This is a genomic window from Tateyamaria sp. ANG-S1, from assembly GCF_000814025.1.
GTDB lineage: Bacteria > Pseudomonadota > Alphaproteobacteria > Rhodobacterales > Rhodobacteraceae > Tateyamaria.
Genome location: NZ_JWLL01000013.1, coordinates 51,353 through 68,791, shown reverse-complemented (window position 1 = coordinate 68,791; position 17,439 = coordinate 51,353). Strand labels below are relative to the sequence as shown.

10 protein-coding genes and 1 pseudogene are annotated in these 17,439 nt (G+C 62.0%); 8 read left to right on the top strand and 3 right to left on the bottom strand.

The window, feature by feature from the left end:
- Nucleotides 1-2,657: pseudogene (locus tag RA29_RS19355) on the bottom strand (S-layer family protein); the annotation flags it as partial.
- A 412-nt stretch (nt 2,658-3,069) separates the two neighbouring features.
- Here RA29_RS19355 and repA point away from each other — a divergent pair.
- The 8 genes from repA to RA29_RS22140 all read left to right on the top strand — a co-directional run bounded on the left by repA (nt 3,070) and on the right by RA29_RS22140 (nt 15,255).
- On the top strand, nt 3,070-4,257 hold the full coding sequence (gene repA, locus RA29_RS19350; protein ID WP_039689130.1) for a plasmid partitioning protein RepA: 1,188 nt from the start codon (nt 3,070-3,072) through the stop codon (nt 4,255-4,257).
- On the top strand, nt 4,247-5,239 hold the full coding sequence (repB, locus tag RA29_RS19345; RefSeq protein WP_039689128.1) for a plasmid partitioning protein RepB: 993 nt from the start codon (nt 4,247-4,249) through the stop codon (nt 5,237-5,239). The genes repA and repB overlap by 11 nt, the downstream gene beginning before the upstream one ends.
- A 177-nt stretch (nt 5,240-5,416) precedes the next feature.
- Complete coding sequence (gene repC, locus RA29_RS19340; RefSeq protein ID WP_039689126.1) at nt 5,417-6,628, top strand: plasmid replication protein RepC; 1,212 nt, start codon at nt 5,417-5,419, stop codon at nt 6,626-6,628.
- 220 nt (nt 6,629-6,848) lie between these two features.
- Nucleotides 6,849-8,267, top strand: coding sequence for a type IVB secretion system protein IcmH/DotU (icmH, locus tag RA29_RS19330; protein ID WP_039689123.1), 1,419 nt, complete (start codon nt 6,849-6,851; stop codon nt 8,265-8,267).
- On the top strand, nt 8,264-11,533 hold the full coding sequence (gene tssM / locus RA29_RS19325; protein ID WP_039689121.1) for a type VI secretion system membrane subunit TssM: 3,270 nt from the start codon (nt 8,264-8,266) through the stop codon (nt 11,531-11,533). The genes icmH and tssM overlap by 4 nt, the downstream gene beginning before the upstream one ends.
- A 4-nt stretch (nt 11,534-11,537) precedes the next feature.
- The gene (gene tagF / locus RA29_RS22145) at nt 11,538-12,248 is read left to right on the top strand and encodes a type VI secretion system-associated protein TagF (RefSeq protein WP_052249802.1); all 711 of its coding nucleotides are present in this window, start codon (nt 11,538-11,540) and stop codon (nt 12,246-12,248) included.
- Between the two features lie 35 nt (nt 12,249-12,283).
- On the top strand, nt 12,284-13,063 hold the full coding sequence (locus RA29_RS19315; protein ID WP_241462660.1) for a protein phosphatase 2C domain-containing protein: 780 nt from the start codon (nt 12,284-12,286) through the stop codon (nt 13,061-13,063).
- Nucleotides 13,060-15,255 carry a serine/threonine-protein kinase gene (locus RA29_RS22140; RefSeq protein ID WP_052249800.1) on the top strand — a complete coding sequence of 732 codons (2,196 nt, stop codon included), beginning with the start codon at nt 13,060-13,062 and terminating at the stop codon, nt 15,253-15,255. The genes RA29_RS19315 and RA29_RS22140 overlap by 4 nt, the downstream gene beginning before the upstream one ends.
- Here the strand turns inward: RA29_RS22140 and RA29_RS19305 are convergent.
- The gene (locus tag RA29_RS19305) at nt 15,252-17,024 is read right to left on the bottom strand and encodes a hypothetical protein (protein WP_152613092.1); all 1,773 of its coding nucleotides are present in this window, start codon (nt 17,022-17,024) and stop codon (nt 15,252-15,254) included. The genes RA29_RS22140 and RA29_RS19305 overlap by 4 nt on opposite strands.
- Entirely contained in the window at nt 17,021-17,434 is a 414-nt protein-coding gene (locus tag RA29_RS19300) for a biopolymer transporter ExbD (RefSeq protein ID WP_052249799.1), read from the bottom strand. Before RA29_RS19300 ends, RA29_RS19305 begins: the two co-directional genes overlap by 4 nt.
- Nucleotides 17,435-17,439 lie beyond the last annotated feature (5 nt).

Here is a 17,439-nt window from a genome sequence, read left to right as displayed (position 1 = left end):
AGCGTGCCGTCGATGTTGCCATCGATCGTACCGTTGGTGCCTGCGGCCAAATCCACGCCTGAGGTTGCTGTCAGGGTCTGGCCCGCATCAACGTCCAGCGTACCTGTGTCGATGTCGACCAGTCCCGACACAGTTGTGTCTCCATCAACGGTCGTCAGCGCGGTGCCCGAGGTGTTTTGCGTGTAGGTTCCAGTGACAGAGCCTTGCAGGGTCGATGTCCCCTGGTTCACCAGGTTGCCGGTAACTGCCCCTCCGTTCACATCCAGCGTGCCCAGGTTTGTCAGACCAATCGCACCGACACCGGTCAAGTCAACACCGGACCCGTTGGCGACAGTCACCACTCCGCCCGCGTTGTTCACAAACGTGCCCGCACCACCGGTGGACACAGTGACAGTTGTCCCCGCTCCGCCGTTGAAACTGATAGCGCCGTCGTTGGTGATGCCTTCGTCACCTGCCGCATCATCATCGGCGGTCAACGTGCCATTGCCGTTGAAGGTGATGGTGCCTGCCGCCAGGTTGTTGATGGCTCCAGCGTCGGTCACGGTCCCGCCGTCAGCCACATTGATGGGAGCACCGTTATTGAGCGTATTGCCCGTGCCTGCGAGGGTCGCATTCTCTCCAATGGAGATGGACCCACCTGTGTTGTTGATGGTGTTTGCGCTCAACGTGACGCCATCACTGATGGTTGTGGTGCCCGAGTTGGCAAAGGTGCCCGTTACGGTTCCGTTGCCGGTCACATTGGTGACATTGGTGTTGGTGACGTTGCTGATAGACCCACCACCAATGCTCAAGGTTCCGCCATTGGTGACGTCGCCGGACGTGCCGCCATTGATGTTCAACGCGCCACCGGACTGCGTTGTGGCCCCGGCAGTCAGCGTACCGGTCGACGTGAGCGTGCCGCCCATATTCACCGTCGCCAGGCCAGTCATAGTGCCCGAGTTGGTCACGGCTCCAGCATTCACCGTTGTTGTGGTGGTCACAGTGCCCGTGTTGGTAAACGTGCCAGCATCGTTGACCAGCGCGTTGACGGTGCCTGCGTTGCTGGATCCGACGCCCTCGTTGGTCAGGGTTCCAGTGACAACGCCGTTTACACCAACGTCCACATCCCCGGTCGACGCCAAATCGCCGGTCACCTGGCCGTCAATCATCCCGCCCATCGAGGTGGTCCCGCCCGTGGCAGAAATTGATGACCCATTGGTCACGTTCAGCGCGCCTTGCGATATGTCAAGCATACCGTCAATGGTCGTTGTGCCATTCACTGTGGTGGACGACGTGCCCGAGGCACTCTGGGTGTAGTTCCCGGTCACGGACACGGTTCCGTTCAGGTTCGCCGACCCGTTGTTGGTCACGTTGCCCTGGATTGTCCCGGAATTGACGGTCAGCGTGCCGCCCGCATCGTTGGTCGTGTTCGAATCCAGCGTTGCGCCGCCCGCGATGGTGAGCGTGCCGCCATTCTCGTTGGTGGTGCTGTCGCCGGTGACGACCAGCGTGCCCGAGTTCACATTGAAGGTGCCATTGGTGGTGATGGTTGTGTCGACGGTGCCGCCGCCTGTGACATCCACGTCACCGCCATTGTTGTCGATGCCGTTGACCGAGCCGCCGTTGAGATCGAGGTCGTTGGTGTTGGTGACATTGCCTGTGACATCGCCGGTGATGGTGGCGATGCCCGCATTGGCCAGCGTGCCGTCGACAATGCCATTGATCGCACCGGTCGCGCCGCTTGCGATGTCCACGCCGCCTGTTGCGGTCAGGGTGATACCGTTGTTGACGGTCAGGCTGCCGCCGTTGATGTCGGTCAGGTTGGTCACTGTGCTGTCGCCGGACACGGTTGTGCTGCCGGTGCTCTGGGTGACGGATGCGGTGGTGCCGCCGCTCAGGGTCAGTGTGCTGGCATTGGTCACGGCGCCTGCTGTGCCGCCCGTGATGTTCACGGTGCCGCCGGTGTTGTTGGCGCCCGCTGTCAGGGTGCCCGAGCTGTTGAGCGTGCCGCCCGACACGGTCGCAAGGCCAGTCATCGTGCCGGTGTTCGTGACCGTGCCAGCGGCGATGTTTGTTGTCGTGGTGACGCTCCCTGTGCCGCCGATGATGGTCGTGCCGGAATCGTGGTCAAGTTCGTTCGCGCTGCTGTTAAGCGTCACAGTCCCCGAACCCGTCGTCTGCAGCGTGCCGGTCACGCCACCATTTACGTTCAGGTTGCCTGTCCCCGCGGTCACAAGCCCTTCAGCAATGGTCGCTGACACGGTTGTTGTGCCTGTGTTGACGGTCAGCGTGCCATCCACGTCCAGCGTTTCCGACCCCTGTATCACGACGCCATCGACGTTCACGTCAACATTCTGTGCCGTCACACCACCCAATTCGTCGATGGTGACGGTTGCGGCATCGTCAAAGACTGCGTTGTCGCCGTTCGTCCAAGCCTCTCGCGCGGCGCCGTTAAGCCAATTGTCATCCAGCAGGTTCCAATTGTCACTGGGCCCCGCACCAACACTGACGCCATCCCAGGTCAACGTGTCCTGTGCGTTTGCGGACGCGCCGACCATCAGCATCGCGCCGGTTGCCAACACAAAAACCAACTCGGTTGCCCGGCCCAAGCGACAGTGTTTGCGCAAGCTGCGTTGACGGATACCGGTTTGGGCCAAAGACGTGCGAAGGGTAATCATCAGGAACTGTCCCCAGGGTTTTGCAGCCGAAGCCGCTTAAATTCGTACTGCCGCCACAGCGGCTCAAACACGCGGCCCATGATCAACGGCCGCCAAAGTATGCCAGAGACAACCATGCTACACTCAAGCGAGCAATCACTTTGCACCTTTGCCGAGCATTATTTTAACCATTTGTTGTGCGCGTGCACGACCGGACGCCAACCTTGTGGTGTCAAAGGCAGCAAATACCATATGTGGAAAAGGCTTGCGGGAATCGCAAATGCATTCCATACGTTTACGCCAAGAACAGAATAAAACGCCCAAAACCGTAACTCACGCAGGCCAATTGGTTGAATGGGTCGGAAACCAGGGCAGACACGAGGCACATCGCCCGCACCGGGGGCGACAGGAGAAGAACAGGCACCGCGCATCCATGACCCAAGACGCGACCCGGATCGACACACTTGTGGGCGGCCACGCCGCCAAGCTGTCCGAGCGACTGCAAGCCCACCGTGCGCAGCTCTTTCCGCCCGATGCAACCCGCACGTTGCGCACTTTCACGTCCGGCGAAGTGGCTGACCTCCTGGGGGTGAAGGACGCCTATTTGCGTAAATTGCACCTCGATGGGCGCGGGCCAGAGCCCGAGATCCGTGCCGGGGGCCGCCGCCACTACTCACCCGAAGACATCCAGGCACTCCGGCACATGCTCGAACAGGGCACCAAGACGCCCGGCACCTACCTGCCCGGTCGGCGCGACGATGACGGGTTGCAGGTCATCACTGTGATCAACTTCAAGGGCGGGTCCGGCAAAACCACAACCGCTGCGCATCTCAGCCAGAAACTCGCGCTCGACGGTTACCGCGTGCTGGCCATTGATCTGGACCCGCAGGCGTCGTTCTCGGCGCTCCACGGCTTTCAACCGGAATTCGATCTGCTCGATGGCGGCACCATTTACGATGCGATCCGCTACGACGATCCGGTGCCGATGCACGACCTGATCCGCAAAACCTATTTCACCAATCTCGACATCGTGCCCGGCAACCTCGACCTGATGGAGTTCGAACACGAAACCCCCCGCGCCCTGGCCGCTCGGGATGGGGCCATGTTCTTCACCCGCGTCGATGCGGCCTTGGCCGAGGTCGAAGCCGACTACGACGTTGTGATCATCGACTGTCCGCCGCAGCTGGGCTTTCTCACCATGTCCGCTCTGTCGGCTGCAACGGCTGTGTTGGTGACGGTTCACCCGCAAATGCTCGACGTGATGTCGATGTGCCAGTTCCTGTTGATGACCTCGAACCTGCTCGGGGTCGTGGCCGATGCAGGAGGAGACATGAGCTATGACTGGCTGCGCTATGTCATCACCCGGTACGAGCCGGGCGACGGACCGCAAAACCAGATGGTCAGCTTCATGCGGTCCATGTTTGGCGATCATGTGCTGAATCACCCGGTCCTGAAATCCACCGCCATCTCCGATGCGGGGATCACGAAACAGACCCTATACGAGGTCGAAAAGGCCCAATTCACCCGCAGCACCTATGACCGCGCGATGGAATCCATCAACGCGGTCAACGGCGAAATCGAAGGGCTCATTCAAACGGCATGGGGGCGCCATGGCACGTAAAAACCTGCTGCAAAGCTTGATCGAAGACGCGGCCAAGCCTGCCAGCGATGCGCCCCCTGCCCCGCCACGTCCGCGCAAAGGCGCCATTGGTGCGGTCAGCCAGTCGATCGAGGCGCTCAAGGCGCGCGCTGTGCTGGAACTCGACCCGTTCGAGATTGACGCCGGCGGCCTTCAAGACCGGCTGGAATCCGATGATGCCGAAGATGCCGCCCTGCTCGCCTCCATTCGCGACTACGGTCAACAGGTGCCGGTACTCGTCCGCCCCCATCCGGAGACCGACGGGCGGTACCAGATCGTCTATGGCCGCCGCCGCGTGCTGGCACTGCGGGATCTGGGCCAGCCGGTCAAGGCGCTCCTGCGCGATCTGGACGACACAGCCCTCGTTATGGCGCAGGGCCAGGAAAACAATGCCCGCCGCGGTCTTAGCTTTATCGAAAAGGCGAATTTCGCGGCGCAAATGCGTGACGCGGGCTATGACCGCAAGGCCATGTGTGATGCGCTTGCCATCGACAAGACAGTCGTGTCCCGGATGCTGCAAATCGTGGACAGGCTTGGCCCTGACCTGATCCAAAGGATTGGTGCAGCGCCTGCCGCTGGGCGCGATCGCTGGGCGCAACTGGCGACTTGGATTGATGACGAACAGGCCGATGTTAAGATGCTGATCGACATGATCGCGGTGTCCGGCTCGGCTGACGATAGCAACCACCGCTTCGAAATTGCCTATGCTGCAGCGCAGCAAGATGCCGCTGTGACACCCCCGAAACCTGTCCCTACAAAGGGCAAACGCGCACCCAGCCAGCGTCGCACAATCAAAGGGCGCCAGACGGGTATTGTGATCGGCACTGTACAGCGCAAGCCCGACAGCCTTGTCCTCACCCTGCCCCGTACCGGTGGCGGCGGGTTCGAAGAGTGGCTGATCGACCATCTGGATGAGATTCACCAGACCTGGAGCGGCGACACAGCCGACGGGTCTGATGAGTAACCGAGCAGTGAAAACAACAGGAGGCACAGACAGGCTCTAAAACGATCAAAGCCCCCCAGATCATAACGACCCGAGAGGCTCCGATTTGGTTCTAGCACCCCGAATCTAAGCGCTCACAGAGTCGGCTGTCAACAACACCTGGCGGGTGAACAGTAGTTTTTTGCCTTGTGATCAGCAATGGAACGACTTTCAACGACGCCCTTCGGGCAGCGGCCGGTGACTGCTGGCCTGCTCAAGGCGGTGGCCCGCATGGCCGAAGACACCCCTACCCTTCCCGCCGTCGACAAATGGCACATCCTGCGTGAACTGTGTGCGGCCCGCACGGCCTTTGGTCTCACAGATCGAGAAATTGGTGTTCTCGAAGGCTTGCTGAGCTTCTTGCCCGATCAAATGTTGGGCGGAAATGGCGACATGATCGTCTTTCCGTCGAACCGGGCCCTTGGCGAACGCTGCCACGGCATGGCGGAAAGCACATTGCGCCGACATCTGGCGCGGTTGGTGGAGGCAGGAGTAATCCTGCGTCACGACAGTCCGAACGGCAAACGATACGCCACACGTGACCATGATGGCGCTGTGGTCCGTGCTTTTGGCTTCGACCTGACCCCGTTGCATCACCGCAGCGCCGAGATCGCCCAGGCGGCTCAGGCCGCTCGTGACGCGTCTGCACGCTTCAAGGCGCTGCGTGAGCGTGTCTCTTTGCGCAAGCGTGACGCTCAGAAACTGGCTCTCTACGGGCAGGATCAGGGGTATCGCGGCGACTGGCAAAAGATTCTCGCCACTCTTCTGGACGTAACCCGTTCTATGCGCAGGCAACTGTCTTTTTCCGATCTTGAAGAGATTGAGGAACAAGTAGACGACTTGCTTGGCGAGGTGTTGAAATTCGTCTCTAAAGCAAAAGAAATGAGCGGCAATGACGTCAGTTCTGAGCGGCACCATCAGAATTCAAATACAAATACTACTGATCTTGAACTTTGCTTAGAAAAAAGCAAGGCGGCGGAGGTTGAGGCGCAGGAACCCAAGCCGGTGACTGATGGCACCGATAGCAAGGACAGTGATCAGGAACACACGTTGCCCCTGCCCCTCGTAATAAAGGCACTGCCTGAGGCCTGTGCATATGCAACTAACGGGATTAGAAATTTTGATGATCTCGCTCGGCTCGGGGCTTCTCTGCGCGGTATGATCGGCATCAGCCCCTCTGCATGGCACGACGCGGTCGCCCAAATGGGTCCGGTCACAGCAGGGTTAACAATCTGTTGCCTCACCGAACGCATCCACGACATAAGATCCCCCGGCGGTTATCTCCGCGCCCTCACCCGCGAAGCCGCAGAGGGTCGCTTCTCGATCACGCGCCTCATCATGGCCCGCCTGAACACCGCGCCCGACAGTTGACAGCTGTCAACTCGATGCGAGTGCTGGTCCAAGTTGACAGCTGTCAACAGCTCATTTCCGCGCCAATCTTGACGCACGGCGACACAAGCCGCAAAGTGTTGTCAGTCGATTGGGAAAGAGAGCACAAAGCGCCATTTGAGGTTGATTATGTGCAGTTCAGTTTGATGACGGGCCAGGCAGCTGGGATTGATCCGTCGCATGACATGTTTGGGGAACGCTGATGTCGCGCGACGAAGATGATCGCACCGTTTTCGGCAAAGCACTGCCACATCGCGCACCGCCCGCCCCAAGCTCACCCGCGCCGGACACTGAGACGGCGCAAGATGAGTTTGACGACGTAACAATTCTGAGTCGCCGCTCGGAACGGTCTCAGCCAGCTGTGCAAGAGCGGGTATCGTTGGATCGGGTGATCGAACACGCCGCGCCGCTGCACGGCAAAGCGACCAACGTTCTTTTGTCTTGCGCGCAGAATATTTTGGGGCTGCTGGGGCTGTTGCGCGCCGGTCGATTGGAGATGGAAACAAACGCCTTGCGGTCACATCTCAAGGTCGCACTGGATCAATTCCACAGCCAAGCCAGAGCATATCGTATCCCGCAGGACGAAATCACCGACGCGGCTTATGCGTTGGCGGCAACTTGCGATGATGTGGCGCAAAATCTTCCCGGCAGTGATGTCCAATTTTGGCGCACGCACGGCCTCACTGCTGAACTTTTTGGGGACCCTAATCCGGGCATTGGCTTTTTTACCCGATTGCACCGCCTGTCTCGCGATCCATCAGCGAGTACGGGGCCGCTTGAGGTTATGTTTGCCTGTCTCGCGCTTGGGTTCGAGGGGCAATACCGCACGGCACCGGATGGGCCAACGGCTCTGATTGCGCTGCGGGCTGATCTTTATCGGCGGATCCGGAGCATTGTGCCAAGACCACGGCTGACACTGTCGCGGCAATGGTTGCCGGTGATCCCGCGTGGCGCTTCCCGGAACACGCGGATGCCACTTTGGGGAATTACGGGCGTGGCCGCGGCCATGTTGGTTGCGCTTTACGCAGCGTTGGCCTGGACCATGACCCAGGATGCCCAAGCTGCGCAAAGGGCCATTCTGGACCTGCATGATCCCAGCCCCGTCCTCGAGATTGAGCGCACTGGTTTGCCGGATGCCCCAATTGAAGAGGTGCAGGTCTATGAAGCGCCACAAACCGGGCAACTGGAGCGGCTGCAAGGCAAGCTTGGAGAGGACGTGCGCGCGGGTCAGACAAGTATAACTGAAACGGGCGATTTTCTTGTCTTCCGCCTGGGACCGGCGCTTGAATTTTCTGGCGGAGCGGCGGACCTGCAGCAGGAAAGCCCTGTGATCGCGCGGATTGCGCAGGTGCTTGAAGCCGAAAAAGGTGAGGTCATCATCGAGGGTCACAGCGACAACATTCCTCTGAGTGGGCGCGGGCGTTACAAAACGAACGAAGAGTTGTCCGCAGCCCGCGCTGCTGCCGTTCGCGATGTGCTTGCGCAATATCTGTCTGATCCGACGCGCATGCGGGTTGTGGGGGCAGGGGCGTCCAAGCCGCTGGACCGTGCAAACACAGCCGAAGCGCGATCGCGTAACCGGCGCGTGGACATCCTGTTGCGCAAGGAGGAGCGGTTGTGAGAGCGCTGCGCAACATTGTGTCGGCCCTGATTATCGTCGTTGGATTGACCGCTTTGATCGGTGCCATCTGGGTTGGGTTGCCGATCCTGGGCAGTGATCTTTTGGCTGGCGTGCCTGCACGTCTGGGTGTGATCGGGGCCGTTTGCGTCGCGATTACCGCAGCGGCGGTGGTGCGCGCGCGGGCGCGTCGGCGTGCAGCGGATGCGCTTGAAACCAACTTGTTGCGCGGTGGCGCGGGCGATGGCGCCATTCTGGCGGAACGCATGCAGGATGCGGTCGCGCAGCTGAAGCAATCGGGCGGGCAGGCGGCGCTTTATGACTTGCCGTGGTATGTTTTGATCGGTCCGCCGGGAGCTGGAAAGACAACGGCTCTGTTGCATTCTGGCCTGGAATTTCCGGGCAGCGAACCTGAGGGCATTGCCGGCTTTGGTGGCACGCGGAACTGCGATTTCTGGTTTGCGCGTGATGCTGTTCTGATCGACACGGCGGGACGGTATACCACGCAGGACAGTGACACAGCCGCGGACAAAGCGAGCTGGTCCGCCTTTTTGGATCAGTTGAAATCCGCGCGGCCTGACCAGCCAATCAACGGGGTCATCCTGACGCTGTCCTGTGCGGACCTGATGACAGCAGGGCCTGAGGGGTTGGAGCAGCATGCTGCCACTGCGCGTGCGCGTTTGGACGAATTGACCAAGGCGCTGAAGGTCAAGGTGCCAGTATATGTCATGTTCACCAAAGCGGATATGGTCGCCGGATTTCGAGACTATTTCGGCAGTTTTGACGAAGTTCGGCGCAAAGTTGTGTGGGGCACGACGTTTCAGCGCAAAAAAGGTCCGGCAGATATTGCCGCGGAAGTGGGTGCCACGTTCCACGATCTGATCAGCCGTCTGACCGATGAAGTCACGGACCGCATGGCCGAAGAACTGGACAGCGCGACCCGGATCGCGGTGTTCGGATTTCCGTCGCGGATGGCGATGCTTGAACCTGCGGTCGCTACGTATCTGGGCCACGTGTTCAGCGGTGCGCAGGCGCGGTCGAAAACTCTGTTGAGAGGGTTCTATTTCACATCTGGTATGCAAGAAGGATCGCCTATTGATCAGGTGCTGGGCACCTATGCTGCGCCCCCTGGTGGCCCCGGTCTGACGGCGGCGTTTATGTCGGGGCAGGGGCGCAGCTATTTCCTGCATGACCTGTTGGCTAAGGTCGTTTTTGCCGAGCGGTCCTGGGCCGGATTTGATCGCGGTAGAATGCTGCGCCGCAGCATTGTGCGTGGCGCCGCGCTTTTGACCATTGCAGCGCTTTTTGCCGTCGGTGCGGGTGCGGTTGGTTACAGCTATTGGACCCATGCGTCGCTGGTACGTGCGGCCGAGCAGCAAACCACGGTCTATGCCAGCCGCGCGCAGCGTGTCTTGTCCGAGCGCCGGATCGACAATGCGGCCACCCGCCCCTTGTTGCCCGCCTTGGCCGCGGTACGGGTCCTTCCGGCAGGGTATGCCGGAGTGACCCCGGATGCGGGCCTGCCTGATCTGGGATTGTCGCGGGTGGACACCATTCGCGGGGTTGCCGTTGATGCCTATTCCATGGCGTTGGAGCAAATGTTGCGCCCGCGGATGATGCTGTTGGCCGAACGGCGCCTGGTCCAAGCGTTGACAGAGAGAGACGAGGCCGAGGCCTATGCCGCGCTGAAGGTTTATATCCTGCTGGCCAAGGAGCAGGATGGCCGTGACGACGATCTTGCGATCCAAAGCTATTTCGCGGGGGCCTGGGCCGATGAATATGCAACGCTGGGGTCGGATGCCGATTACCGAGCTGTGAACGCGCATCTGGCGGCCATGCTGGCACTGGATGATCGCGTGTCGCCGTGGATCAAGCCCGACAGGGCGTTGGTGGATCGCGCGCGCGAAGATTTGGCCAATATGGACCTAGCAGATCGCGTGTTTGGAGCGATGGAGGCGGAGGCATCGGCGTTGCCGCCTGTGCGCTTGGCTGCGAATATGCCGGGCCTGCTGGCCCGCGATGGCCGTCCGCCGGATACGCTGGCTGTGCCGGGGTTTTACACTTTTGACGGCTATTGGCGGGTGTTTCTGGACATGCTTGCGCGTCTTGAAACGCGTGTGATGGCAGAGGCCTGGGTGTTGGGGCGTGCGTCTGTTGCCGATTGGGACCGTGCGGCTGTGCGCGATGCGGTATCACAGCGCTATGCGGTGGGGTTTGAACAGGCTTGGCAGACAATGCTGGACCGGGTGTCGGGTACGTCTGCGCAGTCAGCCTTGCCTCTTCTGGTGGAAGAGGTGGTGGGCCAGACCGATCTGTCGCGTGGTTTGGCGACGCCAGAAGCTATTGAAATAATTAAAAAATTTGGAGAAGTACAGGGTGTTGGAGCTGCGGCTGCCGAGGCGGCGCTGCGCCGGTCGGCTGACGCGGTGCAGGCCCCGTTTGCGCCATGGTTCGCCTTGGCGCGGGGGCCGCTTGCGGACCGTCCCATCGACCGTCTTGTACGCGCGCTTGAGGAGGTGGCCGCTGATCCTGCACGCTGGCCGGACGTTGCCCGGCAGGTCGGCCCTGTGCCCGATGCCGTGGGGCGTGTGATGGGCCAGAGCGGTGTTCCTGGGGCGCAGGCCGCGTTGGCGCGCAATGTCACCGCCATGTGCCAACAGCGCATCACGCCTTTTTACCCCTTTGCTCCGGCGGGGTCGGCGCCGTTGCCCATGGCTGATTTTGCCGCCTTTTTTGGATATGGCGGTCAGGTGGACCGGTTCTGGTCGACCTATGGCGCGGTTGAGGGGGCTGCTCGGTTGCCGGTCTCTGACGACGTGCGTGCGGATTTTCAGGCGGTCGAGGGATTGCGGGCGGCGCTGTTTCCGGGCCGTGCGTCGGTGCCGGACCTGCCGGTGCGTCTGATCATGGCGGAGGTGCCAGACGGGGTGACGCGGGTGGATCTGGATGTGGGGCAGGGGCTGCAATCCCTTGGCCCGGACGCAGAGGGCGTAGTCGTGCGCTGGCCGTCAGAGGTGAACGGCGTGGGTCTGGTTCTGAACGCTGGTTTGCCAGCAGAGCGTCGTGCGCGTGTGCCGGGCGGTGCCTGGGCCTTGGTGAGCCTGTTGCGGGGTGCGCAGGATGTGCGGGTGACCGGCAACCGTGTCGAGATGCGGTTGCAGATTGGCGACGTTCCGCTGCGCCTTGTCATCCTGGCGGAAGGGCGGGACGACATGCCTTTGATGTCGTCTGTGTGGCGCGATTTCGTGTGCCCGGCACGGCTGGAATAGCGCGATGGCATACGTGATTTATGGCAAGCATCCCGGTTTTGGCGACTTTGTGGCGCATGGCCTGCCTGTCGACGCGTCGCGACGGCTGGAAAAGTGGGTCGGGCGAGTGTTGCCTGATTTGCGCACGGGGCTGGGTGAGGCCTGGGCGTCGGTTTGGGACAGCGCCCCGGTGCTGCGGTTCTGGTGTGGCGGTGATGTTTTGGGCGTGCCGTTTTACGGGTTGTGGGCCCCGTCGCGGGATGCGGTCGGGCGACGGTATCCGTTGATCCTTGGCCTGTCGGGCGGGGCGGCGCCGCCCCCTGTGCAGAAAGGGCATGAGGCTGCGCGCTATGCTCAGCTTGAGGCGCAGCTTGGCCGGGTGGCGCGTGCCGAAGTGGGGCAGGGGGGTGTGCAGGCGTTGATCGACCTGCTGGACCCCATGCCGGAGGATGACGAGGCACTGGACCAGATGCCTGCGTCGGGTATGCTATGGGCGCAGCGCGCCGATGGCGATCTGGATCGTTTGATGCAGGACGCCGCAGCGCCCGACGCCGCACATGCGCAATGCGGGCGCAGCCACTGGTGGTGCGATGCGGTTCGCGGGCGTGCGGCGGCGTGGTTGGCCGTGACAGGCTTGCCGCAGGCAGACGCGCTGCACTGGTTGATGGTGGATGCCCAACAAGAGGTGCCATCGGCCCAAGAAGACGACAACGCGCCTGGGGGACGTGAGCTGTGATGACGGGACAGATGGTGCGGCCCTCGGGGTCGCCAATGGCTTTTGAGACCACCTGCAAGACCGATGTGGGCTGTGTCCGGTCACTGAACGAGGACAGTGTGCTAGTCCGCCCGGACTGGGGCCTGTGGTTGGTCGCCGACGGCATGGGTGGTCACGCAGCCGGAGACTTTGCCAGCCAGACCATCGTGGGGGCCATGGAAACGGTGGGCCTGCCGACGGGGGCGGTGGACCTCAAATCCCGGTTCATGGACCGTTTGACCCAAGCCAACCGCGACATACAGGCCCATGCAGAACAGCTGGGCAGCGGTGTCATAGGATCAACCGTTGCAGCCCTTTTGATCCAGCAGGATCATTTCGCCTGCATCTGGTCAGGCGACAGTCGCGTTTACCGCATGCGTGGCAGCACATTGACCCGTGTCACCCGCGACCATACCGAAGTGCAGGCCTTGCTGGACACCGGGGCCATCACACTGGAAGAGGCCGAAGCGTCGCCCCGAAAGAACGTGATCACCCGCGCCATCGGCGTGACCGCTGAGCCCGACTGTGACATGGTGGAAGGTGCGCTTGCTGATGCGGACACCTTTCTTTTGTGTTCAGATGGGCTGACTGAATATTTTGCTGATTCTGAGTTGGCTGAGGTGTTGTACACAGGAGCCAACGGAGACCTAGGGCCCATGTGTGAGCAACTTGTAAAGACTGCCCTTGAACGGGGTGGAAAGGACAATGTGTCTGTGGTGATGGTGCGGTGCAGGCATATGGGCCTGCCGGAGATTGCCATCGAGGGTGAATATCCCGAGTTGCGAGGACAGCAATGAGCGATCAGGACAAAAAACCCTCGGGTCTGCCACCGGAAGCGGAGGCCGAAGATGACGAAAAGACCATATTTGCGGCACGGCCTGGTGTTGCGGCAGCGCCGGAAGAGGCGCCCGAGGACGATGCGGATCGCACGATCATTGCGCCCTCTATCGCCCAGCGGTCTGAGCCTTCTGCGGCTGAGGCCAATTCTGATGAAACGCCGGCGGCATCAGATGAGGACTTGGATCGTACCATCATAGCCCCTCAGGCCGGTGTCAGCCCGGCACCGGAAGCGGAGGCCATACCGCCCGAAGAAGCACCCGACGAAACAGCTGACGCACCAGCGGAAGAGGGCGCTGCCGCCACAGGAGCGGCAGAGGCGGCGACCGTCGTTGCGCCAACGGCTGCGCGCGTGCAGTCAAGCGAGCCCAAGCCGCTGAGCGTCCTGGAACCCGGTGTCATCATCAACAATATGTACCGAGTTGAAGAGCGGCTGGATCAGGGCGGCATGGGCCGTGTCTATCGCGGTGTTGAGATCGGCACGGATGAGTCGGTGGCCATCAAGGTCATCCTGCCAGAAATGGCCGAGGACACCAAAGTCGCGGACATGTTCAAGCGTGAAGCCCGTGTGTTGCGCCAACTGCACCACGACGCCATTGTCCGGTATTTTGCCTATGTGCCTCCGGATCAGAACCTGAACCTGCACGCGCTGGTGATGGGGTTCATTGAAGGCACCAAGCTGTCCGATGCGCTGAAAGAAAAAGGCGCGTTGACGCGGGACCAGACCATCAAGCTGACCCTGCGGCTGGCCGATGGGTTGGAACGGGCGCACAATATCGGCGTTGTGCACCGCGATCTGTCGCCTGACAACGTGATGCTGCAGGATGGTGACATCGGTAAGGCTGTGCTGATCGACTTTGGCATTTCCCGGTCGTCCACGGTCAAGGATGTGACCATTGGCAACGAGTTTGCGGGCAAGCTGAAATATGTGTCGCCCGAGCAGATGGGGGCGTTTGGCGGGCAGGCTGAAGCGGCGAGTGACGTCTATTCGCTGGGCCTTTTGATGGTTGCCATGTTGCTGGGCAAGCCCATGGATATGGGCGGCAATTTTGTCGAGGCGGTGCAGATTCGTCAGGGCGTGCCGGATCTGTCAGAGATCCCCGAAGAGTTTCGCGGTCTGATCCACGAGATGCTGCAGCCTGATCCGGCGCAGCGGATGTCTGGCATGGCGGCTGTGATCCGCGCGTTGCGTGATCTGGATGAGGGTGACACGAGCCTGAGCAAGCGGATGCGCGGCACATATCAGCCGACGCAGTCCCCCGTGAACCGGACGGTGCCCGGCCTGCAGGCTGTGCCTTTTACCGCGACCAGTACGATGACCCAAACCGGCCTGGGCGGAACCGCCCCGCCGAGCACCGCGGCGCCGACCGAGATACCAAAGGAACGTCGCCGTGGTCTGGTCGCGACGCTGTTTGTGGCGGCGTTGGCTGCTGCGGGTGGTGCCGCCGTGTTCTTTGCCGGTGACTTTCTGCTGACAGGCAACACGCCCGGCGGCAGATCGGAAACAACGGATCCCGTAGCAGAAGGCCTGCTGCGCGAGCCCGGCACACGCGCCACATTCCTGGCCGAAGCGGTGCCGCCGGAATGTGCCCTTGCCGTGCGCAGGACGCAGGGCCCGTCTGCCGGATTGATTGAGGGGTTTGCCCGTGATCCAGCGCAGCTGGACGGTGTTGGGGCCGCTTTTGGCGCGGCGTTTGGCAGTGCGCCCGAGGTGGTTCCGCGCACCGTGACGGACCCGCAATGCAGTGTGGTTGATCTGGCCCATGCCTTGCAGGGCACGGCCGGTGCCGGGATCGAGGTGGCGCTTGAGGCCAACACGCTGTCGCGGGCAGATCCTGTGCAAGGTGTGTTGTCCGGAAGTGCCGGGCGTCAGAACTGGATTGCCCTTGTTGACCCCAGTGGCATGGTGTTTTCGCTGATGCGTCAGTTTGATGATCCGATCGGAGATCAGCGCCGCTTTGCCTTCCGGTTGCCGTCAGCTGCGCCGGGGACCTACATGGTGGTGGCCACCGCTTCGGCTGATACGCTGGTGCGTGCGGGCGCGATGCGTGATGGGACTGGGGCGGTCGATATCATGCCGCTTTTGATGCGAGAGTTGGCCACGGACGGTCAGGGTGCCGTGGATATCGCGTTTCTGGAGCTGACGCGCTAGCGCACGTCGAAACTGGCGACCCCGAAGACCATCCCCTGAAGGGTGTCTGCGGGGATTGCTGTAAACACGTCTTGTGCCACGCGCCCCAGAAGCTGCTCGATCTCGAGCGGGGCGTCTGTGGTGCCAAGTGCCACCAGGATTTGCCGCGTGGCGCGGGCCGGGCCGGACCGAGCGATAGGTGCATCGAAGACCGGTGTGGTGCCGTCGAGCGTGACAAACGGCGCCATGTCCTGCACCACGCCGTTGTCGTCGACCAAGAGCAGCGTGACAAAGAGCCCACCCGCCCCGATGACCCGCCCTGTCAGGCTGTCGCCGCTGCTGAGCGTGTTGCTGTCGAGTGCGAGGCCAATGCGGCTGGCCGGATAGCTGTCTGCTTGCCGCAGCGCATCCAGCAGGGCGCATTGGCGCAGGTCAATCTCTTCCCGCGTTTGGACAGGTTCAAAAGGCAGGCCGTCAATGATCTGAAGCGCGAGCGTGTCCAGCACGTCTGTGTCTGCGCCGATGAAGGACACGCCTGCCCCCGGTGTGCCACTGGCGCGGCGGGACAGGGCGAGGGTGCATTGCGGTTGTGGCACCTCGCGGATGCGGCCCAGCAGCTGGCCGATGGCGATATCGGACGCGCTGGGATTGGGGACGGGTGACCGTGTGACCACGGTGGTTTGCGCGTCCTCTCCGTCAGGTGCACCAAGAGGGGTGTCATCCGGGGCTGTGGCTGCTGGTACCGCCGTGTCGTTGTCGTCTGCATCGGAGATGTCAGGGTCTGTGCTGGTCTCTGCCTCTGCATCCGCCTCTGTCTCGGCGTCCGGTTCGGCGTCTGGGGGCGCGGGATCGGTGGGTGTGGGCGGCGTAACTTCCGGCTCGGGCAGCAGGAGGGCGAGTGTGTCCTCTGCCGGGGCCGGTGCAGGCGCGGTGTCGGGGACCGGCGTTGCAGGTGTGGGTGGGGCGGTTTCGCCCAGCAGCAATACGTCGTCTTCGGGTGCAATTACCTGCGGCGCAACGGCTGCGCCACCGTCTGCGAGTGGGGACAGCACGGTATCATCAATAGGGCTGATATTGTCGATCGCCAGCGGCACCGGATCTGCGGCCAGCGGTGCCGTTGGGACGGGCAGGGGGGTCTCTTCTGCGATGACGGTCTCTGGGGCGAGGGCTTCCGTTTCAATGGCGGGTGCTGCGGGTTCGGGGTCGACCACCTCAGGTTCCGGAGCGATCGCTTCGGGTTCCGGTCCGGCGATCTTTGGTTCGGGCTCCGGTATGGCTTCGGGTTCGGGCGCAAGAGGCTCGGCCTCTGGCGTCAGGACATCAGGCTCAGGTGTTGTCAGGTCCGGTTCAGGGGCGAGCACTTCGGGATCCGCCGCGGCCACGTCCGCTTCTTCGGATGCCAGAGTGTCGGTGTCGGGTTGCAAGACATCCGGTTCGGGCGCCAGGGCTGCATCTGTGTCCGGCTCAAAAAGGTCGGTCTCTGGGTCCAGAGCTGCGATGGCGTCGGGGGTGCCTTCGGCCACCAGGTCATCAGGGCCAAGGGGAATGGCGTCGTCGGGGATCACGCCCGCTTCGGTCACAGTGTCCACCTCGTCCACAAGATCAGCGTCGAGGATTTCCAGCGATACGGTGAAGTCGGGTTCGCTCAGTTCGGTTGTGACCGGTTCAGGCAAGAAGGCCACAGCACCTGACATCAGCACCGCAACCAGCCCGCCATGGGCGAGGGCAGAGGCCGTCATGGAGCCGTACCAACTGAGACCTCTGGGTCTTTCGTAGGGCAGGAAGCTCATGGGCTGTCCTCGCCCTCGTTCTCGTTGCGGTGAAGCGTCACGAGGCGCACTTCGACCGCGATCAACGCTTCGTCGTCGAGGGTGGACAGCAGAGTGGTGGCGGGCAGGTCGCGATCTGCGAGCACGTGCAGGATTGGGCTGTCGCCCAGGGCCACCGACAGCGTTCCGGTGTCGAGCGGGTTGCCGTCCAGCGTCATGGACCCGTCCGTTGCCACCACCAGCAGTGGCGAAGGCAGAAGATCGAGCGGCAGGCGTGTTGTTTCGGGCAGCGCCACTTCGACTGTGCGCGAACTGAGGAGCGAGCCAGTGGCCAGAAAGAAGAAGATCAGCAGCAAGACGATGTTGATGATCGCCAGTGAGCTGTCAAAGGCCTTGCGGGGTGGCGGTGATGGGAGGCGTCCCTTGGGCATGGCCG